General features: G+C 71.5%; 24 protein-coding genes. 7 read left to right on the top strand and 17 right to left on the bottom strand.

Translation table 11 applies throughout. The annotated features are described in order from the left end of the window. Positions 1-204: 204 nt before the first annotated feature. Positions 205-1,008 (top strand): enoyl-CoA hydratase/isomerase family protein, encoded by an 804-nt coding sequence (locus tag OHA64_RS31530; RefSeq protein WP_405618836.1) that lies wholly within the window; start codon positions 205-207, stop codon positions 1,006-1,008. Between the two features lie 34 nt (positions 1,009-1,042). Here the strand turns inward: OHA64_RS31530 and OHA64_RS31525 are convergent, their stop codons facing one another. Together OHA64_RS31525 and OHA64_RS31520 are read right to left on the bottom strand one after the other, a co-directional pair. Beyond that, positions 1,043-1,663, bottom strand: a complete 621-nt coding sequence (locus OHA64_RS31525) for a DNA-3-methyladenine glycosylase I (RefSeq protein ID WP_405618834.1) — start codon at positions 1,661-1,663, stop codon at positions 1,043-1,045. Beyond that, a complete protein-coding gene (locus OHA64_RS31520) occupies positions 1,660-2,019 on the bottom strand; it encodes a DivIVA domain-containing protein (protein ID WP_405618832.1) in 360 nt (119 codons plus the stop codon). Before OHA64_RS31520 ends, OHA64_RS31525 begins: the two co-directional genes overlap by 4 nt. Positions 2,020-2,143: 124 nt before the next feature. On the opposite strand from OHA64_RS31520, the gene folP reads away from it, so the two are divergent. Next, positions 2,144-3,004 (top strand): dihydropteroate synthase, encoded by an 861-nt coding sequence (gene folP / locus OHA64_RS31515; protein WP_405618830.1) that lies wholly within the window; start codon positions 2,144-2,146, stop codon positions 3,002-3,004. A gap of 97 nt (positions 3,005-3,101) precedes the next feature. On the opposite strand, the gene OHA64_RS31510 is transcribed toward folP, so the two are convergent. Both OHA64_RS31510 and dapE read right to left on the bottom strand, forming a co-directional pair. Beyond that, positions 3,102-3,860, bottom strand: a complete 759-nt coding sequence (locus OHA64_RS31510; RefSeq protein WP_405618828.1) for a TIGR00730 family Rossman fold protein — start codon at positions 3,858-3,860, stop codon at positions 3,102-3,104. Positions 3,861-3,970: 110 nt separating this feature from the next. After that, on the bottom strand, positions 3,971-5,050 hold the full coding sequence (gene dapE / locus OHA64_RS31505; RefSeq protein WP_405618826.1) for a succinyl-diaminopimelate desuccinylase: 1,080 nt from the start codon (positions 5,048-5,050) through the stop codon (positions 3,971-3,973). Positions 5,051-5,134: 84 nt separating this feature from the next. On the opposite strand from dapE, the gene OHA64_RS31500 reads away from it, so the two are divergent. Continuing rightward, on the top strand, positions 5,135-6,112 hold the full coding sequence (locus OHA64_RS31500) for a heavy metal transporter (protein WP_405618824.1): 978 nt from the start codon (positions 5,135-5,137) through the stop codon (positions 6,110-6,112). A 272-nt stretch (positions 6,113-6,384) separates the two neighbouring features. Continuing rightward, on the top strand, positions 6,385-6,777 hold the full coding sequence (locus OHA64_RS31495; protein WP_405618822.1) for an ATP-binding protein: 393 nt from the start codon (positions 6,385-6,387) through the stop codon (positions 6,775-6,777). Positions 6,778-6,943: 166 nt separating this feature from the next. Here OHA64_RS31495 and OHA64_RS31490 read toward each other — a convergent pair whose 3' ends face one another. Next, the gene (locus tag OHA64_RS31490) at positions 6,944-8,038 is read right to left on the bottom strand and encodes a bifunctional succinyldiaminopimelate transaminase/glutamate-prephenate aminotransferase (protein ID WP_405618820.1); all 1,095 of its coding nucleotides are present in this window, start codon (positions 8,036-8,038) and stop codon (positions 6,944-6,946) included. A 111-nt stretch (positions 8,039-8,149) separates the two neighbouring features. After that, positions 8,150-8,470 (bottom strand): ferredoxin, encoded by a 321-nt coding sequence (fdxA, locus tag OHA64_RS31485; RefSeq protein ID WP_003973842.1) that lies wholly within the window; start codon positions 8,468-8,470, stop codon positions 8,150-8,152. A 141-nt stretch (positions 8,471-8,611) separates the two neighbouring features. On the opposite strand from fdxA, the gene OHA64_RS31480 reads away from it, so the two are divergent. Together OHA64_RS31480 and OHA64_RS31475 are read left to right on the top strand one after the other, a co-directional pair. Next, entirely contained in the window at positions 8,612-9,664 is a 1,053-nt protein-coding gene (locus OHA64_RS31480; RefSeq protein ID WP_405618818.1) for a GNAT family N-acetyltransferase, read from the top strand. Between the two features lie 29 nt (positions 9,665-9,693). Beyond that, the gene (locus tag OHA64_RS31475) at positions 9,694-10,593 is read left to right on the top strand and encodes a tetratricopeptide repeat protein (RefSeq protein WP_405618816.1); all 900 of its coding nucleotides are present in this window, start codon (positions 9,694-9,696) and stop codon (positions 10,591-10,593) included. 38 nt (positions 10,594-10,631) lie between these two features. On the opposite strand, the gene OHA64_RS31470 is transcribed toward OHA64_RS31475, so the two are convergent. From OHA64_RS31470 to OHA64_RS31435, 8 genes are all read right to left on the bottom strand, one after another. Continuing rightward, the gene (locus tag OHA64_RS31470; RefSeq protein WP_405618814.1) at positions 10,632-11,246 is read right to left on the bottom strand and encodes a response regulator; all 615 of its coding nucleotides are present in this window, start codon (positions 11,244-11,246) and stop codon (positions 10,632-10,634) included. Next, entirely contained in the window at positions 11,243-12,430 is a 1,188-nt protein-coding gene (locus tag OHA64_RS31465; protein ID WP_405624202.1) for a sensor histidine kinase, read from the bottom strand. Before OHA64_RS31465 ends, OHA64_RS31470 begins: the two co-directional genes overlap by 4 nt. A gap of 5 nt (positions 12,431-12,435) precedes the next feature. Next, complete coding sequence (locus OHA64_RS31460; protein ID WP_405618812.1) at positions 12,436-13,176, bottom strand: ABC transporter permease; 741 nt, start codon at positions 13,174-13,176, stop codon at positions 12,436-12,438. Further along, a complete protein-coding gene (locus OHA64_RS31455) occupies positions 13,173-14,111 on the bottom strand; it encodes an ABC transporter ATP-binding protein (RefSeq protein ID WP_405618810.1) in 939 nt (312 codons plus the stop codon). The genes OHA64_RS31460 and OHA64_RS31455 overlap by 4 nt, the downstream gene beginning before the upstream one ends. Positions 14,112-14,274: 163 nt before the next feature. Continuing rightward, a complete protein-coding gene (locus tag OHA64_RS31450) occupies positions 14,275-16,929 on the bottom strand; it encodes a hypothetical protein (protein WP_405618808.1) in 2,655 nt (884 codons plus the stop codon). 258 nt (positions 16,930-17,187) lie between these two features. Continuing rightward, positions 17,188-17,604, bottom strand: coding sequence for a DUF6113 family protein (locus tag OHA64_RS31445; protein ID WP_405618806.1), 417 nt, complete (start codon positions 17,602-17,604; stop codon positions 17,188-17,190). Continuing rightward, the gene (gene mshB, locus OHA64_RS31440) at positions 17,601-18,533 is read right to left on the bottom strand and encodes an N-acetyl-1-D-myo-inositol-2-amino-2-deoxy-alpha-D-glucopyranoside deacetylase (RefSeq protein WP_405618804.1); all 933 of its coding nucleotides are present in this window, start codon (positions 18,531-18,533) and stop codon (positions 17,601-17,603) included. Before mshB ends, OHA64_RS31445 begins: the two co-directional genes overlap by 4 nt. Positions 18,534-18,724: 191 nt before the next feature. After that, positions 18,725-18,919: a hypothetical protein gene (locus OHA64_RS31435; protein ID WP_030038342.1), complete on the bottom strand. Its 195-nt coding sequence runs from the start codon at positions 18,917-18,919 to the stop codon at positions 18,725-18,727. 185 nt (positions 18,920-19,104) lie between these two features. On the opposite strand from OHA64_RS31435, the gene OHA64_RS31430 reads away from it, so the two are divergent. Then, entirely contained in the window at positions 19,105-21,270 is a 2,166-nt protein-coding gene (locus OHA64_RS31430; protein WP_405618801.1) for a prolyl oligopeptidase family serine peptidase, read from the top strand. Here OHA64_RS31430 and OHA64_RS31425 read toward each other — a convergent pair. The 3 genes from OHA64_RS31425 to OHA64_RS31415 all read right to left on the bottom strand — a co-directional run bounded on the left by OHA64_RS31425 (position 21,261) and on the right by OHA64_RS31415 (position 25,577). Next, positions 21,261-21,878 (bottom strand): SUKH-4 family immunity protein, encoded by a 618-nt coding sequence (locus OHA64_RS31425; protein ID WP_405618799.1) that lies wholly within the window; start codon positions 21,876-21,878, stop codon positions 21,261-21,263. The genes OHA64_RS31430 and OHA64_RS31425 overlap by 10 nt on opposite strands. Positions 21,879-21,937: 59 nt before the next feature. Further along, positions 21,938-23,623 (bottom strand): nucleic acid/nucleotide deaminase domain-containing protein, encoded by a 1,686-nt coding sequence (locus OHA64_RS31420; RefSeq protein ID WP_405618797.1) that lies wholly within the window; start codon positions 23,621-23,623, stop codon positions 21,938-21,940. Between the two features lie 265 nt (positions 23,624-23,888). Next, on the bottom strand, positions 23,889-25,577 hold the full coding sequence (locus OHA64_RS31415) for a hypothetical protein (protein WP_405618795.1): 1,689 nt from the start codon (positions 25,575-25,577) through the stop codon (positions 23,889-23,891). Position 25,578 lies beyond the last annotated feature (1 nt).

The raw sequence follows: 25,578 nt of genomic DNA, 5'->3' as shown, positions 1-25,578 counted from the left end.
CGAGCAAAACCACTCAATTCGGCGATGTGACTGCGATACTGCGCCGCCGCGCGGCATCTCCGCCGACCACAGGCCGTCCAGAATTCTTTGACGCAGGTCACACGTCCGCTCCGGATCCCGGGCGGCGATCTCCGTCATGCTGTCCCTCGGACACCGGGACGTACTGACCAGTACGTCCGAGCCGGACACCGGAGGGGACACGCCATGGCCGACACCGTGCTGTACGAGGTGCGCGACGGACTCGCGACGATCACGCTGAACCGCCCCGAGGCGATGAACGCGCTGAACATCGCTACCAAGGTCGCCCTCCGGGACGCGGTGCGGTCCGCCGCGGACGACGACGCCGTGCGCGCGGTCCTGCTGACCGCCGCCGGGGACCGGGCGTTCTGCGTGGGGCAGGACCTCAAGGAGCACATCGGGCTGCTGGCCTCCGACCGCGAGGCGGGCACCGGCCAGACCATGAGCACGGTCCGGGAGCACTACAACCCGGTCGTGCGGGCGCTGACGGAGATGCCCAAGCCCGTGGTGGCGGGGGTGAACGGGGTCGCGGCAGGCGCCGGGTTCGGTTTCGCGCTCGCCGCGGACTACCGGGTCGTGGCGGACACGGCGGCCTTCAACACGTCCTTCGCAGGCGTGGCGCTGACCGCCGACTCGGGGGTCTCCTGGACGCTGCCGCGGGTCGTCGGCCCGGGGCGCGCCACCGACCTGCTGCTCTTCCCGCGGAGCATCAAGGCGCAGGAGGCGTACGAGCTCGGTATCGCCAACCGGATCGTGCCGGCGGAGTCGCTGCGCGGCGAGGCGGAGCAGGTGGCGCGGGCGCTGGCCCAGGGGCCGACCGTGGCGTACGGCGCGATCAAGGAGGCCGTCGCGTACGGGCTGTCCCACTCCCTGGCCCAGACGCTGGAGAAGGAGGACGAACTGCAGACGCGGGCGGGTTCGTCGGAGGATCACGGGATCGCTGTGCAGGCCTTCGTCAACAAGGAGAAGCCGAAGTACCTGGGCCGGTGAACTCGGGGGTCGGCGCCGTCAGGGGCTGCGGGTTCTACGTGGTTGATCGCGCCGTTCCCCGCGCCCCTGAAGGGGCGCTCCTCGCCATGCATGCTTCCAGGTGATCGTTGACCAATCCGCACGCCTGCATCAGCGCGTAAGCCGTGGTCGGGCCGATGAAGCGCAGGCCCCGCTTCTTCAGGGCCTTCGACAGAGCCGTCGATTCCGGAGTGACCGCCGGTACGTCTCCCAGCGTCCTGGGGGCGGGCCGGTCGGTCGGATCCGGGGCGTGGGACCAGATGAGGTCGTCGAGTTCACCCGGCGCCCACTCGACCAGTACCCGTGCGTTGGCGAGTGTCGCGTCGATCTTGGCGCGGTTGCGGATGATGCCCTCGTCGGCGAGGAGGCGCTCGCGGTCCTCGTCGGTGAAGTCGGCCACCTTGGCGATGTCGAAGCCCGCGAAGGCCGCGCGGAAGCCCTCGCGGCGGCGCAGGATCGTGATCCAGGACAGCCCGGACTGGAAGGCCTCCAGGCTGAGGCGTTCGTACAGAGCGTCGTCGCCGTGGACCGGGCGGCCCCACTCCTCGTCGTGGTACGTCACGTAGTCCGTGGTGGACAGGGCCCAGGGGCAGCGCGGCGCGCCGTCCGGACCGGCGAGGGCCACTCCGTCGCTCACGGCTGGTCCTCCCGCCGGGCGGACTTGTCGAGGGACAGGTGGCTCGCGGCGGCCTGGGCGCCGGCCAGGGCGGACTCCAGGTCGGAGATACGGGCGTCCCGCTCGGCGAGTTCGGCGCCGAGCCGGCTGAGCGCGTCGTCCACGTCCGCCATGCGGTAGCCGCGGGCGGCGAGCGGGAAGCGCAGGGTCTCGACGTCCGCGCGGTTCACCGGACGGTCCGGGGGCAGCGGGTCCCGCAGCCGCTCGGGGGCGGCCTCCGGCAGCGGGCCGTCACTCTCGCCGCCGCCCACGACGGCGAGCGTCACCGCGGCGACCACCACGGCCAGCGCGATGACCAGGAACAAGAACATAACCATCGCTGACGTCCCCACGGTCTGAGCTCGGTGTCGAATGTGTCAGGGTCCGATCGTGCCATGCGAGTCTGACAGTTAGGGTCGCAGGCGGTCGGTTGCCAGAACGAACTAGGAGAGGTCACAGGGGATGCTCAGGCTGGGCAGGCGGGAATTCGCGCCGCACGAACCGGTGATCATGGCGATCGTGAACCGGACCCCGGACTCCTTCTACGACCAGGGGGCCACCTTCCGCGACGAACCCGCCCTCGCGCGCGTGGAGCAGGCGGTGGCGGAGGGCGCGGCCATCGTCGACATCGGCGGGGTGAAGGCCGGCCCGGGCGAGGAGGTGACCGCCGAGGAGGAGGCGCGGCGGACCGTCGGTTTCGTGGCCGAGGTGCGCAGGCGCTTCCCGGACGTCGTGATCAGCGTGGACACCTGGCGGGCCGAGGTCGGCGAGGCGGTCTGCGAGGCCGGGGCGGATCTGCTGAACGACGCGTGGGGCGGCGTGGACCCCGGCCTGGCGGAGGTCGCGGCACGATACGGCGCGGGGCTGGTGTGCACGCACGCGGGCGGTGCGCAGCCTCGGACGCGGCCGCACCGGGTGGCGTACGACGACGTCATGGCCGACATCCTGAGGGTGACCCTGGGGCTCGCCGAACGGGCCGTCTCCCTGGGTGTGCCCCGGGAGTCCGTGCTGATCGATCCCGGGCACGACTTCGGGAAGAACACGCGGCACAGTCTGGAGGCGACACGGCGGCTCGGCGAGATGGTCGCCACGGGGTGGCCGGTGCTGGTGTCGCTGTCCAACAAGGACTTCGTGGGCGAGACCCTGGACCGGCCGGTGAAGGAGCGCGTGGTCGGGACGCTGGCCACGACGGCGGTCTCGGCGTGGCTCGGGGCGCAGGTGTACCGCGTGCACGAAGTCTCGGAGACACGGCAGGTGCTGGACATGGTGGCGTCGATCGCGGGCCATCGGGATCCCGCGGTGGCCCGGCGGGGACTGGCGTAGGCACGGACCCGCCCCCACCCGCCCCGGTGGGTCGAGAGATCCCCTGCTCGACCCACCGCTCGATCCACCTGGTCCGAGCGCCTCGCGCTCCGGCCCCCTAGCGGCCCGCCTCCTTGGACACCAGCGCCACCGCCTCGTCCACGTCGTCGGTCAGGTGGAACAGCATCAGGTCCTTCTCGGATGCCTTGCCCTGGGCGATCAGGGTGTTCTTCAGCCAGTCCACCAGACCGCCCCAGTACGCCGTGCCGAACAGGACGATCGGGAAGCGGGTGACCTTCTGGGTCTGGACGAGGGTCAGGGCCTCGAAGAGTTCGTCCAGCGTGCCGAGGCCGCCCGGCAGGACCACGAAGCCCTGCGCGTACTTCACGAACATCATCTTGCGGACGAAGAAGTAGCGGAAGTTGAGGCCGATGTCGACGTAGGGGTTCAGCCCCTGTTCGAAGGGCAGCTCGATGCCCAGCCCGACGGAGATGCCCTTCGCCTCGCAGGCGCCCTTGTTGGCGGCTTCCATGGCGCCGGGTCCGCCGCCCGTGATGACCGCGAAACCGGCCTCCACCAGGCCACGGCCGAGCCGCACGCCCGCCTCGTACTCCGGCGAGTCGGCGGCGGTGCGGGCCGAGCCGAACACGCTGATCGCGGGCGGGAGTTCGGCGAGTGTGCCGAAGCCCTCGATGAACTCCGACTGGATGCGCAGCACTCGCCAGGGGTCGGTGTGGACCCAGTCCGAGGGGCCGCCCGCGTCCAGCAGCCGCTGGTCGGTCGTGCTCGCCTGGACCTGTTCGCGTCTGCGGAGGACCGGTCCCAGGCGCTGCTCCTCCGGTGGCCGCTTCTTGCCCTCGGGGTTGCCAGTAGCCATGTGCGCTCCCTCCGCTTGCAGGTCTTTCCACCTCAGCGTAGATCCACGCGGGTTACGGAGGGGGGACGCGAGCATGTCCGCCATGAAGCGCCGCCCGGCACACCGTGCCGTCAGGACGTCAGCCAGGACCTCAGCCGCTCCTCCGTCTGCGGGATCAGCGACACCTTCACCCGCTCGTCCACCTTGTGGGCGAGGAGCGGGTCGCCCGGGCTGTAGTTCACCGCGGGCACCCCCAGCGAGCTGAAGCGGGCCACGTCCGTCCAGCCGAACTTGGGGCGGGCCACGCCGCCGACCGCCGCCATGAAGGCCTGCGCGGCCGGATGGGTCAGGCCGGGGCGGGCGCCGCCGGTGTGGTCGTCCACGGCGAACTCGTCCACACCGCAGTCCGCGAAGTACTCGCGGACGAAGGCCTCCGCCTCCTGCTCACTGCGGTCGGGCGCGTAGCGGAAGTTGACGACGAGCGTGCAGGCGTCGGGGATGACGTTGGTGGCGACGCCCCCCTCGATCCGTACGGCGTTGAGGCCCTCGTGGAACTGGAGGCCGTCCACGACCGGCTTGCGCGGCTCGTACGCGGCGAGCCTGGCGAGTGCCGGGGCTGCCGCGTGGATCGCGTTGGAGCCCATCCACGCGCGCGCGGAGTGTGCTCGCTCTCCGGTGAATTTGAGGAACATCCTGAGCGTGCCCTGGCAGCCGCCCTCCACCTGGCCGTCCGTCGGCTCCAGCAGGACCGCGAAGTCGCCCTCCAGCCACTGCGGGTGGGCCTGGGCCACATGTCCCAGGCCGTTCAGATGGGCGGCGACCTCCTCGTTGTCGTAGAACACGAAGGTGAGGTCCCGGTTGGGCTCGGGGACGGTTGCCGCGATGCGCAGTTGCACCGCCACCCCCGACTTCATGTCGCAGGTGCCGCAGCCCCACAGGTACCCCTCGTCGTCGAGCCGGGAGGGGACGTTGGCCGCGATGGGGACGGTGTCGATATGGCCGGCGAGGATGACGCGTTCCGATCGGCCCAGGTCGGTGCGGGCCACGACGTTGTTGCCGTACCGGTCGACCGTCAGATGCGGCAGGGCACGCAGCGCGGTCTCGATCGCGTCCGCGAGCGGCTTCTCGGTGCCGCTCTCGGAGGGGAAGTCGACGAGCTGCGCGGTGAGCTGCGCGGCGTCCAGCGTGAGGTCAAGTGGGGTGTCGGCCATGTTGTCGACCCTAACGTCCGGGGCCCTCGATCAACTGTCCGCATCCGGCACCGCGGCCACAGTACTCTCCAGTATCTTGTGCGGATGCCAGAGCTGTCCCCTACTCCCAAGCCTCGCGGCCGCCTCTTCCGTCTCGGGGCGGCCTTCGTCGTCCTGTGCGCCGTCGCCGGTTATCTCGTGGTGCAGTACCTCACCGGAGGCGCGGGCGCCCCCGGGTGCAAGGTCGTCTCGGGCAAGGCCGACGGGGCGACGTACGAGTTGACTCCCGAGCAGGCGGTGAACGCGGCGACGATCACGGCCGTCGGTACCGGGCGCGGAATGCCCGAGCGGGCCGTGACGATCGCTCTGGCGACCGCGCTCCAGGAGTCCGGGCTGCGCAACATCGAACACGGCGACCGGGATTCGCTCGGTCTGTTCCAGCAGCGGCCCTCGCAGGGCTGGGGGACGCCGAAGGAGATCCTGGACCCGACGTACGCGGCGGACATCTTCTACGAACACCTGGCCAAGGTGCCGGACTACAGGGACCTCCCGTTGACCGTCGCCGCGCAGCGTGTGCAGCGCAGCGGTTTTCCGTCGGCGTACGCGAAGCACGAGCAGGACGCCATGATCCTCGCCGCCGCCCTCACCGGGCAGTCGGCGGCGGCGCTCACCTGCGAGGGGCGCCAGGCCGCCACCGGGGCCGCCGGTCCGGACGCGGTGCGCTCCGCCCTCGTACGGGACTTCGGTCGGGATGCGCTGGAGCCGGTCGGCGCCGTGGTGGGCGGCACGGCCACACCCAAGCCCTCCGCGAGCGGCGGGAGCGGCGGCGACGGGCGGACCGTGACGCTGTCGGTGGCCGAGGAGACCGGGCCGGGGGACGGCCGGAGCCTGCGGGAGCGGGGCTGGCAGCTGGCGCACTGGGCGGTCGCCAACGCCTCCGCCCTGCACATCGAGCGCGTGTCGTACGCCGGGCGGCAGTGGGCCGCCGGGAACACGGACAGCCAGTGGCGTGCGGCCGGTCGGACGAGCGGCGCCGGCACGGCGAAGGACACCGGCACGGTGCGGATCGTGACTGCGCAGTAGTACGGGGGCTCACTCGGAAGGGTTACGTCCGCCTGGTGCGGGGCTCGGTGTGTGCAGGTTTTCGGCGCGTCACTCCCCTGTCGGTCAAAACCCTTGGGCGCAAAGGGCCGTAAGGATTCAGCAGACTGTCAGATCAGGTCCCTTTTAGCCGTTTTTCTCCGCAGATGATAATGCGACGCATTGCCAACTCTTTACGTTGGCTCGCCGCAACCTTCCCGGGCTTCGAGCGGTAGTCACTGCGTCCGAGATCGTTTCCTCGTCAAAGGAGCAACATGTCCCTCCCCCTGACCCGACGGATCGCCCGTGCCGCGCTGCTGGTCGCTGCGGGAGCGGCGGCCGGGGTCGGTGCGGCCGGCTCCGCCAGTGCGGCCGCCGAACTGCCTGCCGCCCCGAACCTCGGTGGGCTGACCGCCCTGGACGGGGCGGACGTCGGCACCACCGTCGACGGTGCGCAGAACCTGGCCGGCAAGACCAGCGGCAAGGCCGTGAAGAAGGCGGCGCCCGCGGCGCAGAAGGTGGCGGCTGACGCGGCGGGCACCGCCAAGGACGTCGTCGGTGGCACGACGAAGACCGCGACCAAGGGCGGCCTGCCCACGGACTCGCTGACCAAGGGCGGGCTCCCGGCGACCGACAAGCTGCCGGCCAAGGGTCTTCCCCTCGGCTGACATCGACTGAGATCAGTCGGCATCGGCTGAGATCGGCTGAACGCCTGGTGGTACGGCGGCGGGGCCCGGGTTTCTCCCCGGACCCCGCCGCTTCGTGTGTGCCTACGCCGGCTTCGGCTGTGCCCGCGTCGGCTGCGCGAGGGCCTGTGGCCGGCTTCGCGTGCGCCTACGTCAGCCGCTCCACGGCCGCCCGCACCCGCTCGTCGGTCGCCGTCAGGGCCACGCGGACGAACTTCTCGCCCGCCTCACCGTAGAAGTCGCCCGGGGCCACCAGGATGCCCAGCTCGGCCAGGTGACCGACGGTGGCCCAGCAGGACTCGTCCCTCGTCGCCCACAGGTAGAGGCTGGCCTCGCTGTGCTCGATGCGGAAGCCGTGGGCGAGCAGCGCCTCGCGCAGGGCGCCACGGCGGGCGAGGTAGCGTTCGCGCTGCTCGCGGACGTGGGCGTCGTCGCCGAGGGCCGCCACCACGGCCGCCTGGGTCGGGGCCGACGTCATCATGCCGCCGTGCTTGCGGATCTGCAGCAGGGGGGCGAGGACGGCCGGGTCGCCGGCCAGGAAGGCCGCGCGGTAGCCCGCCAGGTTCGAGCGCTTGGAGAGCGAGTGGACCGCGACGATGCCCTCGTACGAGCCGCCGTTCACGTCCGGGTGCAGCACCGAGACCGGGTCGGCCTCCCAGCCCAGCTCCAGGTAGCACTCGTCGGAGAACAGCAGGACGCCGTGCTCGCGGGCCCAGGCGACGATCCGGGTCAGTTCGTCCTTCGACAGCACCTTGCCCGTCGGGTTGGACGGCGAGTTGAGCCACAGGAGCCTGAGGTTCGTCGGGTCCAGCTCGGTCGGGTCGTCGTAGACCTCGTAATCCGCGCGGGCGAGGCGGGCGCCGACCTCGTAGGTCGGGTAGGCCAGGCGCGGGTGGGCCACCCTGTCGCCGGGGCCGAGGCCCAGCTGGGTGGGGAGCCAGGCCACGAGTTCCTTGGAGCCGACGATCGGCAGGACGTGCTGGTGGGTGACCTCGCGGGCGCCCAGTCGGCGCTCCAGCCAGCCGGTGATCGCGTCACGCAGCGCGGGGGTGCCCCAGACCGTCGGATAGCCCGGGGAGTCCGCCGCGTCGATGAGCGCCTTCTGGATCAGCTCGGGGACCGGGTCGACCGGCGTGCCCACGGACAGGTCGACGATGCCGTCAGGGTGCGCGGCGGCCGTCTTCTTGTACGGGTCCAGCTTGTCCCAGGGGAACGTGGGGAGGCGGTCGGAGACTGCGGACACGGGGCTGGCTCACTTTCTCGTACGGCAAGTACGGCAAACGCCTCGGCCCCGTACGGCGATCAAGGGTGATCAGGCCGTACGGGACCGAGGCGGCACGGATGCGGGCCGCTCTTACTGGTTCTGCGGCGGCAGCGCGGCGACGAAGGGGTGGTCGCGCTCGATCAGGCCCAGCTTGCTGGCGCCGCCCGGAGAGCCGAGCTCGTCGAAGAACTCGACGTTCGCCTTGTAGTAGTCCTTCCACTCCTCCGGAGTGTCGTCTTCGTAGAAGATCGCCTCGACCGGGCAGACCGGCTCACAGGCACCACAGTCGACGCATTCGTCCGGGTGGATGTACAAGGACCGTTGGCCCTCGTAGATGCAGTCGACCGGGCACTCCTCAATGCACGCCTTGTCCTTGACGTCGACACAAGGCTGCGCGATGACGTAGGTCACGCTGTCGTTCCTCCTCGATAGGGCGCTGGCGAGCCGTCTTCAGGCTCCGCCACCTGGCGCGCGGGAGCGCGGCGTCGTCGATGCCCACCCCTAGTATCTCCGTTCTTGGGCATGATCCGAACAGGAGGGGTGAACTGACCTGTGGAAATCTCTGCGACAGGACGCCTCGTGGTCCGTATCTCCGCAGCTGACGTGGGCAAACGGGTGTCGGTACGGCGCCTCGACGGGCCCGGGGTCCCGGGTGAGAAGTTCACCGACACGGTGGGCGTTCTCACATCATGGGACGAGGGTGTGCTGCTGATCACGCGCCGGGACGGGCAAAGCGTCCGGATCCCGGAATCCGCGCTGGTGGCGGGCAAGGTCGTTCCGCCCGCTCCGGCCCGGCGTCGTGGCCCCGCCGCGTCCTACGAGGAGCTGGCGCGCGTCGCCGCGCGGGCCTGGCGGCCGGTGGAGAGCGAGCGGCTGGGCGACTGGGAGTTGCGGGCCGCAGCCGGGTTCACCCGGCGGGCCAACTCGGTGCTGCCGCTCGGCGACCCCGGAGTCCCGCTCGACACCGCCCTGACCGCCGTACGACGCTGGTACGAGGACCGTGGGCTGCCCGCCTACATACAGACCGCGACCGGGGCCGAGGGCACGCAGGAGCTGCTGTGCGCGGAACTGGAGCGGCGGGGCTGGACGCGGGAGGTGACCGCCGAGCTGTGGACCGGGGCACTGGCGCCGGTCGCCGACCGGGCGGAGGCCTCCGAGGTGGTGCTGTCCCGGGAGGCGGACGAGGCGTGGCTCGCGCGCTATCAGCGCAAGGGGGTGAGCGAGGTGGCCCTGAAGGTGCTGGGATGGGGGTCCCCCTGCTCGAGCGAAGCCGAGAGTGGGGGAGGGCCGTCGGTGTGGTTCGCCACGGTTGCCGGCTCGTCGCCGGGTGCCACCCCCGCGGCCATCGGGCGGTGTGTGGTCGACGGGCGGTGGGCCGGTTTCGCCGCCGTCGAGGTGGACCCGGAACAGCGACGGCGGGGGCTGGCGACCCTCGTGATGGCCGCGCTCGCCCGGCGGGCCCTCGACGAGGGCGCGTCGGCCGCATGGCTCCAGGTCGAGGCCGACAACGCGGGGGCGCGGGCGCTGTACGCCGGGATGGGGTTCTCGGCGCATCACGCGTACCACCACTACCGGGCCCCCGGAAGTGTCGAGAACGGGCGGTAGTGACCGCCGTGAGAGGGCACGAGCCTGCTATGCGTCCCCCCTACCCGCCACCGCCCGAACGCTCCGCGGACCTGCGGCGCCGGTTCGCCGAAGAGGCCCGCTCCGAGCGGCCCGATCTGTCCCTGCTGTGTCTGCTGATCGGCGCGGAGGCGGACGGGACGCTCGACGAGGCCGGTATGGACGCCGCTCAGATCGAGCTCGACCGGCTGGCCGGGCAGCTGCCGTTCCGGCCCGGCGGACCGCGGTCCTGGGCGGTCGCGCTGTGCGAGCTGCTCGGCGAGCGGTACGGGTTTCGCGGGTCCCCCGCGGACTACCAGCGGCTGGAGTCGTCGCTGCTGCACCGGGTCCTGCTGCGCAGGCACGGGCTGCCGATCCTGCTGTCGGTGGTGTGGATGGAGGTGGCGCGGCGGGCGGGGGCGCCGGTGCACGGCGTGGCGCTGCCGGGGCACTTCGTGGTCGGGTTCGGTCCCACCGGTCACCCGACCACCGCCCCTCAGGGAGCTTCGCTCGGTGATTTCTTCCAGGAGCAGGTGCTGGCCGATCCCTTCGACGGCGGGCGGGTGCTGACCGGGCCCGACGCGGAGGTGCTGGTCGTGGGGGCCACGGGGGCCGCCCTGGAGCCGTCGATGCTGAGCCCCGCGGAGCCGTTGGACGTGGTCCTGCGGATCCTGAACAACGTTCGCGCGTGGGCCGCGACCCGGCCGGAGCGGTCGGATGTCTCGTTGTGGGCCGTCGAGTTGTCGCTGCTGCTGCCCTCGCATCCGGCCCGACTGCGGTATGAGCGTGCGCAGTTGTTGGTCCAGCGGGGGGACTTCCTGGCCGGGGCGGTGGAGTTGGAGGCGTACGCCGAGGTCGTGGGCGCGGTGGATGAGCCGGCCGCCGACCGCGTGCGGAAACAGGCCCGTGCGGCGCGAGCGATGCTCAACTGACTGTCACCGTGCGGGTGCCGGTTCGTTGTGGCCGGGAGTTACAGCCAGCCCTTCTCCCTGGCGATCCGTACGGCCTCCGCCCGGTTGCGTACCGCCAGTTTCTGGATCGCCGTGGACAGGTAGTTGCGGACCGTGCCCTGGGACAGGTGCAGGGTCGTCGCCAGTTCGGCGTTGGTGGAGCCGTCCGCCGCCGCGCGCAGCACCTCCCGCTCCCGGTCCGTCAGCGGGTTTGCGCCGTCCGCCAGGGCCGCCGCCGCGAGCGTGGGGTCGATGACCCGCTCTCCCGCCAGTACTTTGCGGACCGCTTCGGCCAGTTGAGCCGCCGGGGCGTCCTTGACGAGAAAGGCGTCGGCGCCGGCTTCCATGGCGCTGCGGAGGTAGCCGGGGCGGCCGAAGGTGGTGAGGACGACCACCTTCAACTCAGGTATCTCCCGCTGGAGTTGGGCAGCGGCCTCGATGCCCGTGGCGCCCGGCATCTCGATGTCCAGGAGGGCCACGTCCACGGCGTGCTCGCGGGCGGCGGCCAGGACCTCGTCGCCGCGGGCCACCTGGGCGACGACCTCGATGTCGTCCTCCAGGCCGAGCAGGGCGGCCAGCGCCTCGCGGACCATCGACTGGTCCTCGGCGAGCAGGACCTTGATCGTGCGGGTCATGCGCCGGATCCTACGTCGGCCGGTGCGTTGGCCGGCACGCGGGCGACCAGGCGGAAGCCGTGCCGGGTCCGGCCCGCGTCCAGGGAGCCGCCCGCCTTCTCCAGACGTTCGGTGAGGCCGGTCAGGCCGTTGCCTGCTCCGGCGCCCGGGCCGCCGGAGCCGTTGTCCTCGACGGAGAGTTCGAGGACCGGGCCGTCCAGGGTCTGGCGGCGCACCAGGTCCACCGTGCAGCGACGGGCCCCGCTGTGCCGTACGACGTTGGTGACGGCCTCGCGCAGGGCCCAGGCGAGGGCGGACTCGCTGTCCTCGCCGATGCCCTCCAGGTCCGGTTCGGCGGGGGTCTCGACGCTGATGCCGGCCGCTGTCAACGCGACCTGGGTGCCGGCGAGTTCGTCGGCCAGGCGCGGGCGCCGGTAGCCGGTGACGGCCTCGCGTACGTCGACCAGGGCCTGGCGGCTGACCTGTTCGATGTCGGCGACCTGCTGGGCGGCCTTGTCGGGGTGGGCGGGCAGCATCCGGCCCGCGAGCTCGCTCTTGAGGGTGATCAGGGACAGGGAGTGGCCGAGCAGGTCGTGGAGGTCCCGGGCCAGGCGCAACCGCTCCTCGTTCGCCGCCAGTTGGGCGACCGTGGCACGGGCCTGGCGCAACTCGACGGTGGTTCGCACGAGTTGGCGTACGCCGGTCATCGCGAACCCGATGAGCAGGACCAGGATGACCAGGTCGAGCGCCTCGTCCTCGCCGACGTGCAGGCCCACGAGGGTCATCGCGCCGGCGGTGACCGGGATCGTCCAGTACGCCGCCCGCAACGGGAGCGTCGCGCCGCAGGCGACGGAGACGTACACAAAGAGGCCGAGCCAGTGCGAGCCGAGGGTGAGGCTCAGCAGGACGGCGAGCGCGCCGAGGACGGCGATCAGGGCCCCGACGAGCCGGGGCGGCAACGCCGACCTGCTCATGTTCCGGAACACCACGGTCAGATAGATCCCGACGAAGGCCGCAAGGCCCAGCCAGCCGGCCAGCGTGCCGCCGGTGGTGTGGTGGCCGGAGGCCAGGTCGTGGACGGGCGGGCTGAGGAAGACCAGCCAGACACCGATCCACAGCACCTTGGGCAGCAGTTCACGCCGGCTGCGCGGAGACCGCCCCAGGGGCATCAGCGGCAACTCGTCGGCCGCGCGGCCCTGCCTCATGACGCTCACGCCTTCAACGTGTCCTTCCGGTACAGCCAGGCCGCGCCGCCCGCGAACAGGACGAAGGAGACGACGAGGATGGCGAGGTCCTGTACGTGCGGGGCGCGACTCTGTTCGATGGCCTGCCCCAGGGCAGCGTACGCGTGGGTGGGCAGCCACTCGGCGATGTCCTGGAGCCAGGTCGGGAACGTCGTCGTCGGCATCCACAGGCCGCCCAGCATCGACAGGCCGAAGTACGTCAGCATCGTGATCGGGCGGACCGCGTCCCCGCTGGCGAGGTAGCCGATGGCGACGCCGAGCGCGGCGAAGACCAGGCTGCCGGCCCAGACCGCGCCGGTCAGCGCGAGCCACTGCCAGGCGTCCAGCCGTACGTCCTTGGCGGCCGCGGCGACGACGAAGACGATCACGATGGACGGGAGGCTGACGACCGCGGCGCTCGCGGTCTTCGCGAGGACATAGCCCCGGCCCGGCAACGTGGTCAGCCGCAGCTGCCGTACCCAGCCGGACTCCCGTTCCTTGGCGATGCGCTCGCTGTTGCCCATCAGGACGGCGGTCAGGGCGCCGAAGGAGGCCATCGAGACCATCATGTACGTCGGGACGGTCAAGCCGGTGCCATCGACCTTCGTCGTGCTGTCGGCGTTGCCCGCGATGATCAGGAACAGGACCGACGGGTAGATCACGGAGAAGAACAGGAACTTGCGGTTGCGCAGGGCGCGGGTGAGTTCCAGCTTGATGAGGCTGTTCACTTCGACTTCGCCTCCTCGGCGGCGGTGATGGCGACGAAGGCCTGCTCCAGGCCGAGGCCGGCGACTTCGAGGTTGCGGGGGTAGAGGTCGAGGCCGTAGAGGGCGTGGACGGTCGCGTCCGCGTCGGAGGACTGGATGCGGACGGTGTGGCCGCCGCCCGCGGCGGAGCCGCTGTGGGACACGGCGAGGGACGTCAGGAAGGGCAGGCCCCGCAGCGCCGCCTCGTCGATCGGACCGTCGGTCACGTCGAAGGAGATCCGGCGGGCGCCCGCCTTGGCCTTGATCTCGGCTGCGGTGCCGTCGGCGAGGAGCCGACCGCGGTGCAGGACGAGCACCCGGTCGGCGATGGCGTCGGCCTCTTCGAGGTAGTGGGTGGCGAACAGGACCGTACGCCCCTGGTCGGCCTGTTCGCGCATGGTCGCCCAGAAGGCCTGGCGGGTGGTGACGTCCATGCCGGTGGTCGGCTCGTCCAGGACGATCAGGTCGCTGTCGCCCGCGGTGGCGAGCGCGAAACGGACGCGCTGGGCCTGGCCGCCGGAGAGCTTGTCGACCTTGCGGTCGGCGATCTGCGCGACGCCCGCGCGGGCGAGGACGTCACCGACCGGGTACGGCCTCGGGTGCAGGGCGCAGGCCAGCCGCACCAGCTCCGCGACCGTGACCTCGTCCATCAGCCCGCCACTCTGCAGCATGGCGCCCACGCGTCCGGCGACGATCGCCTCACGCGGGGTGGTGCCGAAGAGGCGGACGCTGCCGCTGTCGGAGTGCTTGAGGCCGAGCAGCAGGTCGAGGGTGGTCGACTTGCCGGCGCCGTTGGGACCCAGCAGCGCCACGGTCTCCCCCGGGCGCAGGGTCAGGGTCAGGCCGTCCACTGCCCGGACGGCGCCGTATGCCTTGCTCACCTGGTCGAACGCGACCACCGAGGCTGTCGTTGTCATGCGGCCATGGTGGCTTTCGGGGTGCGGGCGCGGGCAGTGTCGGGCGTCCGGAGTGCCGCATGACAGATGTCATGTCGGACGGGGCACGAAGCCCGTGAACGTGTGAGGGCCCCTCCTCGAAGGGAGGGGCCCTCACACGTTCACCCGGATTGTCGGAGCGAGGTCAGTTCGGGGTGGTGTCGATGACCACGGTGCGCTCCGCCGTCGTCTTGCCGCGCAGAGCCTTGCGCAACGCGGAGGCGACGTCCTGCGGCAGGACATCACGCTTCCCGCTGGCGCCCTCGATCTGCACACCATCGAACCTCGTGCCGTACGCCTCCTTGAGTGCCTTGAGGTCGTACGTCTCCACGAGCTTGCCGTCGACGGCCTTGAAACCGAGGATCTTCGGCAGTGACACGGGGCCGAACTGGATGCTGTGCGCCGCGTCGGTCTGGACGGTGGCGAGGGCGGACATCGCCGGCTCGGCGAACTCCTTCATCATCCGGTCGACCTCGGCGTTCGAGACCGTCGGCTGCCTGGTGGTCGTCGGGAGCGCCACCGCGGGAGCCGTGCCGGTCTCCACCTGGGTGCGGTACGCCTCCTCGACCGCCTCGGTCGACCGGTCCACGTCGATGCCCTTGCCCGTCTTGCCGTACACGGCGACGGCCTTGCCGGACTTGAACTCGATGGTGCCGTCGCTCGCCGAGCCGGAGCCACCCGCGGCGTCCTGGAGTTCGGCGTGCAGCTTCTCCTCGTCGACCGGCATGACCGGCTCGACGACCCGGTGGTTGCCGAACAGGGAGCCGATCACGGAGACGGGGTTGTAGTCGCTGTTCGCGGCCGTGCTCGCCGTGGTCTGCATGTCGAACTGGAGCCCGGCCTGGTCCGGCTTCAGCGTGACGGTCTTGCCGCCCACCGAGAGCTTCAGATCCTTGTTCACCTGGGAGTCGAAGGCATTGTTCAGTTTCTCGACGGCGTCGTCGCGGGTGCCGCCGCCGATGTCGACGCCGAGCACGGTGGTGCCCTTGGGCACGTCGGAGTGGTTCATGAGCAGCCCGGCGCCATAGGCGACACCGCCGATCACGATCACACCGCCGACGAGCAGCCCCAGCTTGCTGCGCCCCTTCTTCTTTTTGGGCGCGTTCTTGGGCGCGGCCGCGGCGGGCACGTTGTGCGTGCCCGTGTCGGACGGGTTCGGGGCGGTGTTCGACGCCGTCCCGTCGGTGTGCGCGCCGGGCGGGAACGTCGCCTTGCGGTCGGACGGGACCACAGGGATGCCGCTGGTGACGGTGTGCCCGGAGACGTTGTCCGAGGCGCCGCCGAAGTGGGGGCCGCCCGGTTCGGGGGCCGGCTTCTGCGGGGTGAGGATCGCGGTGTCGTCACTCAGGCCGCCGGGGCCACCGGAAGGGCCTCCGCCGGGGCCGCGACCGGCGTGCGGGCCGACACCGAGGGGGGCGCCGGATCCGGCGGGGCCGCCGAGACCTGAGGGGGTGCCTGGTCCGCCGGGGCGGGAGGGGGCACCGGAGCGCCCTGGACCGCCGGGACCGGCCGGACCGGCCGGACCGCCAACCGCACCGGGGCCGCCGGGGCCGCCGAATCCGCTCGGGCCGTTCGGACCGCCGAAGCTGTCGGGTCCACCGGGACCACCAGGACCACCTGGACCGCCGGGACCGAGAGGTGCGCCAGGTCCGCCGGGCCCACCTGGTCCACCGGGACCGCGGTGGCCGTCAGGGCCGGAGGGCGCGGACGGGCCGCCCTGGCCACCCGGTCCGCCGAAGCCGTTGGACCCGCCGTAGCCGTCGGCCGCGTTGAAGCTCTCCGGGGCGCTGAAGTCACGGGATCCGCCGAAGGCGTCGGTTCCCGGGCCGGCGGGCGGCACCATCGGTCCGTCGCCGGTGACCGGGCCGCCGGTCGGACCCGCGGGACCCTGGCCCTGCGGACCGCCGGGCCCGCCGGGACCGTTCGGTCCGTTGAAGCCGCCGGGACCGCCGGGACCGCCGGGACCGCCGTAGGCACCCTGGCCGTTCTGGCTGTCCTGGCCGTTGTGGCCGTTCTGGCCGCCTCCGCTGTAGCTGCTCAGATCCTGGTCGTAGGCGCTCAAGGCGCTCTGTCCGGGCTGGCCCGCCTGGGCGCCCTGGCCGTTCTGACCGCCGTTCTCCGAGAAGTACGGCAGTTCGTCGCGGCGTGGTTCGGCGGGGCGGGAGCCGCCGCCCAGCGGACCCGCGGCGAGCGCTTCGGTGACGTCGAAGGAACCGGTGCCGCCGCCGTGGCCGGGAGCCACCGGGCCGCCGGTCGCACCGGTCAGCCCGGCACCGTTCGTACCGCCGGGACGTGGGCCGCCCGGCGCGCTCATGGACCCGACCACGCCACCGGGCCGGGCACCCCCGGACCGTGTGCCACCGGACGAGCCCGTACCCGCACCGCCGGACGCAGCCGGGCCTCCGGATCCGGCCGCCGGGCCGGCGGACGCACCCGGGCTGCCCGAACCGACCGGCAGACCGGCCCCGTTGGTGGAGCCACTGCCCTGACCGCCCTTGGCCGGCCCGGACTTGCGCACGGGTGCGAACCAGTCACTGGTCTTCTCGTCAGCGGCCGGCGAGGGCTCGGCGGACGGTTCGACGGTGCCCGTGGACATGGTGGCGCCGGGCGCCGGCGTCTCGGTGTCCGCTCTGTCGTCGGAGGGCTCGGTCTCAACGACGGCCTTGCGTACGACGACCGGCGGAATCGGCCGCGATCCGGGGATGTTGATCCGGATCCGGGTCGTCAGCGTGGTCTCGGTCTTGCGTTCCTCCGGCCGCGTGGCCGAACGATCCGCGTCGGGACCGCCGTCGGAAGCCACGGGCGTACCGTACGGCGGGGTTCCCGAAGGGTATGCGGCTCCGCCGCGCCCGTTGGGCCCGGAGGACGGACTGTCAGTTTCACGACTCAAGGCAGGTTCTCCCGGTTGGCTCCGCCGCCCGCGTTACGACCTCTCTCGGGCGGCTCGGCGGCGCGCACCACCATACTGGCCACGTCTCGCCCGTATCCCACGACCGCTGGGGAAACCATCACGGGACTCCCACGGACCCCTACGGACTTCGTACGGCGAAGTGGTACGTCACTTGCCAAGTCGGACGGCGTCGCCGTCCGGTTGCCGCCCCGGGGCAAGGGTGGCGCAGATCACAGCCACGGCCATACCGCCGAGCAGGAAGAGGTAGGAGCCGCCTCCCGCGGCGAAGACGAAGTCACCTTCCGGGCGGCTTGCGGTGAGCAGGATGACCGCGAGCATCCAGCCACCGGCCGGCGCGACGGCCCCGCCCCGGCTCCGGGCGGCGCGCGCGCCTCCCAGACAGAGCCCCGCCTCGCCGGCGAGCGCGAGCAGCAGACCGCCCGGGAACCAGCCGGACTGCACCAGCGCCCCGGCCACCGCGACGACCACGCCGAGCACGAAGAGCCCCAGGTAGGCGGCGACCCGTCCGACGGAGGGGCGTCGCAGCGGCTGGGCGAGCGACGAGGGACGACCTGCCGCACTCATGACGTCTCCTCGATACCGGCGGACTCGATACCGGACTGGCCACCGGCGGTGTCGATCCCGGCGAACAGGTCGGTCTCCCGCCCGTCGGCCCGCTCCCCCGTCGGCCCACCTGCCCCGACTGCCGGATTCCCGCGCACCAACTCGTAGTACTCGGTGGTGAAGACGGGCTGGGCGAGTTCGTTGGAGAGGACGAAGTACGGCTCGGCCACGGTGACCTGCGTGGCGTGCGCGCGCATCGCCGCGGCCTTCGCGGCGGCGTACCCGGGGGCGTCGATCTCGGTGGTGATCCGCTCGTCGTCGACCACACCCGGTACGTCGTCGATGACGGCCGACTTGGCGAAGGGAAGGCCCGGCAGCTCCCGCTCAAGGCGCGCGAAAGCGTCCTCGGCAACGGAGCGCGGCACCCGGTTCCAGTAGACCTTGGCGATCTCGCATCCCGACTCCGCGGCCAGCTCCACGGCCCGCATGGCCACCCGGTGCGCCTGGATGTGGTCGGGGTGGCCGTAGCCGCCGTTCTCGTCGTACGTGACGAGGACCTGCGGACGGACCTCACGGATCACCTCGACGAGCTGCCCGGCGGCCTCGTCGACGTCGGCCTGCCAGAAGCAGGCGGGATCGTCGTTGTCGGCGATGCCCATCATCCCGGAGTCCTGGTAGCGCCCGTCGCCGCCGAGCCGACGGAAGTCGTCGACGCCGAGCTCGCGCATCGCCGCCGCAAGCTCACGCGAACGGTGCTCGCCCAGGGCGGCGCCGGTCAGGTGCGCGAGTTCTGGCGGGATGACCTCGCCCCGCTCGCCGAGCGTGCAGGTGACCAGGGTCACCCGGGCACCCTCGGCCGCGTAGCGGGCCATGGTCGCGCCGTTGTTGATCGACTCGTCGTCCGGGTGCGCGTGCACCAGCAGCAGACGCCGGGCGGGCAGTTCCGTCATGCGCCCACCCTACGAGGCCCTCGGCCCGCCCCCGGCACCGGAGCACGCGCTTCCGAGGCCCGGTAAGAGGTTCACGCGACACCGCCGCCAGGGACGGCTCCAAGCACACCGCCGACCCTTGCCTCCAGCTCTCACCGGAGGCCGGCCCGGCTTCGTGCCGTACGCGTCCGGAGCTCACGCGTCGGCGCGGGTCAGAACTTGATACTGCCGATCATGCCCGCGATGTTCGTCGTCAGCTCACTGATCGTCGGGGCCACCGTCGACGAGGCCAGGTAGAAGCCGAGCAGGACACACACGACCGCATGCCCACCCTTCAGGCCTGACTTCTTGATCAGAAGGAAGACGATGATCGCCAGCAGCACTACCGCCGAAATCGAGAGTGCCACGGCGGCTCACCTCCAAAGAACCCAGGGACATGGGGGCGGACGGGACGGAACGATGGGGGCAGATAAATCCGTACAGCAGCCAGCAGGTTGATACCCACTATGCGCTAGTGATCATAACTATCCGTACGTGCGCATTGATCGGCGCACGGCCGCACAAGGGGGCGCATGGCCAATATGGTCAGGGGATGACGACCGAGCCTGACTCCTTCCCCCGCCGGCACGCCCGTACCCAGCGCTTCACGCTCGGCGCGCCGCGCGCGTTCACCGTGTCGCCAGACGGTTCGCGTGTCGTGTTCCTCCGCTCGAGCTCGGGTACCGACCGGGCCAACTCGCTGTGGGTGCTGGACCTTGTGGACGGCGGGGAGCGCGTGGCGGCCGACCCGCGCGCCCTCCTCGGAGGTGCGACGGAGCACCTCTCGCCCGAGGAGCGGGCGCGGCGCGAGCGCAGTCGGGAGGGCGGGGGCGGCATCGTCGGCTACGCCACCGACACGGCCGCGGAGTTGGCGTGTTTCGCCTTGTCAGGAAAGCTTTTCGTGGCGGAGTTGCGAGCCGGCACGGCTCGTGAACTCCCTGCCCCCGGCCCGGTGATCGACCCGCGCCCCTCCCCCGACGGACAGCACATCGCGTACGTCGCGCGGGGCGCCCTGCGAGTGACCGGCGCCGACGGCGAGGGCGACCGGCCGTTGGCCGAACCGGAGCCCTCGGCGGACGCGACGCAGGTCACCTACGGTCTGGCGGAGTTCATCGCGGCCGAGGAGATGGGGCGTTCACGGGGCTTCTGGTGGTCGCCGGAGTCGGACCGGCTGCTGGTCGCGCGGGTGGACGACACACCGGTGCGGCGCTGGTGGATCTCCGACCCGGCCCACCCGGAGCGTGATCCACAACACGTGCCGTACCCGGCGGCGGGCACGGACAACGCGGACGTACGGCTGTTCCTGATCGGCCTGGACGGAGTACGCACCGAGGTCGTCTGGGACTCGGCGCACTATCCATATCTGGCGCATGTGCACTGGTCAGCGGCGGGTGCTCCACTACTGCTCGTACAAGCGCGCGACCAGCGCAGTCAGCTGTTCCTGGCGGTGGATCCGGCGACCGGGCGGACCCGTATGGTGCACGCGGACGAAGATCCAATTTGGCTTGATCTTTTCCCCGGGGTGCCGTGCTGGAGCCCCTCCGGGCATCTGGTCCGCATCGCGGACGAGGGCGGCGCCCGGGTCCTCGCGGTCGGCGAACGCCCGCTGACCGGGGCCCAGTTGCAGGTCCGCGCGGTGCTGGACGTCTCCGCGCACGACGTCCTGGTCTCGGCGTCGGCGGGCGAGGAGGCCGAGTCCCCGGAGACCGGGGAGGTGCACGTGTACCGGGTGAACGAGCTCGGGATGGAGCGTGTGTCACAGGAGCCCGGCGTGCACTCGGCGGTGCGCGCCGGGGGCGTGACCGTGCTGGTGTCCGCCACCCTCGACCGGCCGGGCGCCCGGGCGCGCGTACTGCGGGACGGGAAGGAGACGGCGACTGTCACCTCGTACGCCGAAGATCCTGGTATGTCCCCGCGCGTGACACTTACCGAGGGGGGCGCACGCCGAATCCCGTGCGCCGTGCTTATGCCTACGGACTACCCCGACGACACTCCCCTCCCGGTCCTCCTCGATCCCTACGGCGGCCCGCACGGGCCGCGGGTGGTCGCCGCGCACAACGCGCATCTCACCTCCCAGTGGTTCGCCGACCAGGGTTTCGCGGTGGTCGTCGCCGACGGCCGGGGCACCCCCGGTCGCTCCCCCGCCTGGGAGAAGGCGATCCACCACGACTTCACGGTCTCCCTGGACGACCAGGTCGAGGCCCTCCAGGACCTCGCGAAGTCATACCCCCTCGACCTGTCCCGGGTGGCGATCCGCGGCTGGTCGTACGGCGGTTGGCTGGCGGGCCTCGCGGTGCTGCGCCGCCCGGACGTCTTCCACGCGGGCATCGCGGGCGCCCCGGTCACGGACTGGCGGCTGTACGACACCCACTACACGGAGCGGTACCTGGGTGACCCGGCCGCGCACCCGGAGTCGTACACGAGGAGTTCGCTCGTCACCGACGAGGGCCTGTCCTCGCCCGCCGAGCCGCACCGCCCGCTGATGATCGTGCACGGCACGGCCGACGACAACGTGGTCTTCGCCCACGCCCTGCGCCTGTCCTCCGCCCTCCTCGCCGCCGGACGCCCGCACGAGGTGCTGCCCCTGTCCGGGGTGACCCACATGACCCCCCAGGAACAGGTCGCGGAGAACTTGTTGCTGCTTCAGGTGGACTTTCTCCGGCGGGCGCTGAGGCCGGGCGCTTACTCGCCTTCGTCGGCGGCCGGCGATCACCCGTAGAGCGAGCGGGCTCCCGGGCTGTCGCCCTTGAAGCGCTGGCCCGCGGCGATCTCTTCGCCCACCACCGACCAGACGGTCTCGTCGTCCTGGAAGGGGAGGGGGTCGACGCTGCTCGTCTCCTCACGGATGCGTTCGACCTCGCCGTCCAGGCGCTCGAAGTCGGCCTCCTCCTCGTCCTCGCCGCCACTGAAGGTGAACTCCTCGAGCAGGCGCTGGAGCCGGAGGGTGACCTGGACGAGGGAGGAGACGTCCGCGTGGAGTTCGGTCACGGTCTCCTCGTCGGGGTCGAAGGCGTGCACCGTGCCGGATACGGGGTCGAGGGCGAGGTGCGCGTTGAGCAGCCAGCCGATGACGGGCCAGTCACCCGCGCCCTCCGCGGCGTCCTCGAAGTCCTCGATGGAGACGACGTCCTGGACGAGGGGCAGCAGGCCGTCGTCCTCGTCGGGCCGGCGCAGCAGGAGCGTCCCCGTGGGGACGCCGACGGTCCGCAGGAGGCGGGCGCCCTCGGTGTCCGCGGCGGCGGGCGGAAAGGCGGTGGCGGGCACGGTCGCGACCCGGTCCTCGCCGAAGATGTCGACGAGCTCGCTGCGGGTGACGTCGAAAAGCACTTCCGGAACTCCGAACTCGGTGGCGGCACGCGGCGTGGGATTCTTTGCCGACCCGCCCTCTACGGAACGAACTTGTTGTCGGAGGGCGAGAGATTCATCACCGTATCAGTGCGTCCGCCGTCGACACCGTGCTGGTCCCACTGGTCGTGCAGCCACTTGACGTAGGCGCGGTGCTCCCGGTCCTTCTTGTACTTGCTGAGGTCTTCGCCGCCCGGCCCCTTTTCCGACTGGTCGTATTTCGAGCTGTGCGTGACCTCGAGATTGTCGGGGAATTCCCTCGCGAGATACTTGTCGCACTTGGGATTCTTCTGGCAGGGCTCACGTTCCGTGTAGAGCTCGCCGACGTTGCCCTCGTTCCCCTTCTTTATCAGCGGGTGTCCGATGGAACGTTCGGAGTGTGCCTCACCGCTGGCGCCGACCAGGATGAACCGGTTCCCCTTGCCGTCGTCGTGCAGCGCTGAGGCATAGTTGCCGCCGGGAATGTAGGAGTCGGGGCGTTCGGTGCGGTTGGCGTAGCGGCCGAGCTGGGAGGCGCGGGCCAGCTCGGTGGAGCCGGGCGCGACCTTGGTGGAGTTGACCGTGCTGCCGTTGTTCGGCTTGTTCTTGCGCTGCTTGTCCCCCTTGTTGTTCCACGGGTACCAGGCCTTGTCGCCGAGTACGTCGTTCACTCCGGAGGAGTCGTTGTGGCGGACGGGACTGGTGGTCCCGTCGTGGTGCAACTGGCGTATCGAACCGTCGTCGCTGAGAAGGTACATGGGCGTGTCGCCCTCACGCTTGACCTTCTTGACGTCGACCTTGTCGGCCTCGTCGCCGATGTCGTGGTCCTTGCGCTTCTGATGCCGGGAGGCGGCCTTCACACGTTCCGGGATGGTGTGGGTGACGTGGTCGGTCGCCTTCTTGGCTGCCTTCTCCATGCCGTCGATGGCGCCCTCGAGAATGCTGTCGAAGGCCTGGGTGAAACTGTCCTTGCCCTTGGTCTTTCCGAAGGAGTTCTTCGATTTGCCGAGGTGGATCCCGGACTGGCTGCCCATTTCGCTGCCGTGGCCGGAGACCTTGCCGGCGCCGTCCTCGAACTCGACGTGGTCGATGACCGTCTTCTTGCCCCCGCCGCCGGAGCCGCCGTCGTCTCCCGCGGAGGCCAGCTTCATGCCGCCCGGGTTGTCCCCGGGGTTGAAGGCTCCCTCGGCGAGGTCGAGGACCATGTCCGAGACGAGTTCCTGGAGTTTGCCGGTGACGGGTTCGGTGACCTTCGCGACGAGGGCGTCGACGATCTGGTCGACCGCCTCGTCGATGAGCCGCTTCACGATGGTGCGCATCAGCGCGATCTCACCGGCGGCGACCGCCGCGGAGATGCCCAGGGTCACGGGGGCGGCGGCGAGTTCGGCGACGATGGTGCCGGCGAGTACAGCGAGTTCGACGCCCGCCTTGACCTTCATACCGCGGATGATCTGGCCGACACCGTCGCAGGCGTCCGCGAACAGCCGTGCCACCTCGGGGATCTTCTCCAGGTGACCGGTCTTCACGTGCGACCAGTGCTTCTGCATGGACTCCACGGCCCAGCCCTCGGAGGAGCCGAGGATGCGGGTCACGGCCTTGTCCGCGTCGCCACCGTGGCCCTCGAACTTCTCGGCGAAGTCCCGCATGGACGTCGCCATCTCGAAGTAGTCGTCCTCGTCGACGTTGGGCCAGTTGACCCCGATGAGGTCGAGTGCCTCGTCGATGATGCTCGGCAGTACCAGCCCCATGGTTGCGTGCTCCGTCCCCCGTCACCTACTGCGTCTCCTGACTCAGGCTAACGGGGCAGGTTGTCAGGTGCACAAGGCAAACCGGGCGCCTCGCGGTTCTGTGACAAGAGCTCCATCTGACGGTGACGGCGATGGAGTTGACCGGGCTCGCACAGGCACGCGGGCTGCGGCGAACGCGGCTGTCAGGCGCATCGGCGGGGGCTGTCCGGCGCGGCCCCCGTGGACGGCGCCGTCCGGGTGTCCACCGTGCACCGCGTGGCAGCGGTCAGCGCCCCCGCATCCGTACGAGCGCCTCGTCCGTCCCCACCACCAGGTCCCCGCCCGCTGTGAAGGCGAGGGCGTGGGCCTGGCTGCCGGGGTGGAAGGTGCGCAGCCGGTCGTCGTCCAGGGCTCGGTGTTCGACGAGGCCGTCGGCCCAGGCGATCGCGAGGACGAGCCCGGCGTCGGCCGTCGCCACCGCCACCGCGTTGACGGCGCAGTTGCGGGCGGCCACCGGCTCCGGCATGGGGTCGGTGTGCGGGGCCCACGCGCGTACGGTGCCGTCGGCGCCGCCCGTGTACAGCAGGAGGACGGTGTCACCCTCCGCGGAGACAGGCAGGGCGGCCCCGGCGACCGCGGTGACGCGCCCTCGGTGCAGAGGGGCGGTACGCGGCTCGGCGCCGACGCTCAGCACGTGCACTGTTCCGGCGGCGTCACCGAGGACGACACGGTCACCGGCGCCGGTCAGCGCGGTGACCGTCTCCTGCTGACGCCGCGTGTACTTCCGTACCGCTTCGAGGAGTTGCTCCTGCGCGGAGGGGCCGTCGTCGAGGAGGGCGGCGAGGCCCTTGGGCTTCGCGGACTCGGTGGCGCGCTGGGTGTGCAGCAGGCCGTGTTCGTCGAGGACGGTGACGGTGCCGTCGCCGTGCTCGGCGGTGGCGCGGACGCCGGGTGCGGAGTGCGGGAGGCGTCCGGCGGAGCCGGCGCTCTCCGCGTCGAGGACGCGCACGGTGCCCTGGTGGTCGGCGACGACGAGTTGCCCGGCCAGGGGGCCGGTACCGGCCGCCAGGGAGCGGACCGGGCCGGGCCACGGCGGGGTGACGTCGCCGCGCACCCGGTGCCAGACGACGGTCCAGGAGGCGTCTTGGGCAACGGAGTTGAGGGCGGCGGGCAGTCGCGGATCACCGGCGTCGCCGAGGGCGGCGAGGAGGACCAGGGCGCGTTCGGCGGCCGGCTGCTCGCGGGTCAGCGAGGCGCCGGCCCGCAGCCAGGCGGCGCGCAGTCCGCCGTGGCTCTCCTCGGAGCGTTCGTACGCGATGGTCACGCTCCAGGGGTCGGCGGCGCAGACCGAGGCGGGATCGTCCAGGTCGAACGGTTCCTCCGGCTCCGGGTCCTGCCCCGCGAGTCCGGCCGGGCCGACGGGGTGGGCTGCCTCCCAGGACGCGCGGAGGGTCTGGTCGGTCCACTGGGGCTCGTCCAGGTCCATGCGGGCGCAGGGTCCGGCGGTGAGCGCCTGCGCCCATTGCGTACCGGAGCGGGCCTCGACAAGTACCCTCACGTGCGCCAACGAGGCCATGTCCAGGGCGAGTTCGACGAGAGGGGCGGGCTGCTCGGCGGAGTGCAGTTCGGGCAGCGCGATGACGGTGCGGCGCCGGTCGGCGGCAAGCGCGGCCAGCAGGTCGCCCGGGGAGCGGGCGGCGATCGACAGCTGTTCGGCGAGCATCCAGGCGGCCGTGGTCGCGGTCTGGCCGGGCAGCGGTACGAAGCCGTGGATGCGCCGTTCGCTGACGGTGCCGGGCCGGGTGCCGTGGCCGATCAACCAGGCGAGGAGCCGCGACTTGCCGCTGCCCTCGGCGCCGGTGATCACGGCGAGGCCGGGGGCGCGGGGGTCGCCGAGCCAGGAGAGCAGGGCGGCGGCCGCGGGCTCCCGCCCGGAAGCGGGACGGGACCAGCGCGGGGCGGGATCGGCGGTCACG

The organism is Streptomyces sp. NBC_00076 (assembly GCF_045041235.1).
In the GTDB taxonomy this organism is placed as follows: domain Bacteria; phylum Actinomycetota; class Actinomycetes; order Streptomycetales; family Streptomycetaceae; genus Streptomyces.
Note: the sequence above shows the minus strand (reverse complement) of the source record. Positions and strands in the feature narration are given on the sequence as shown.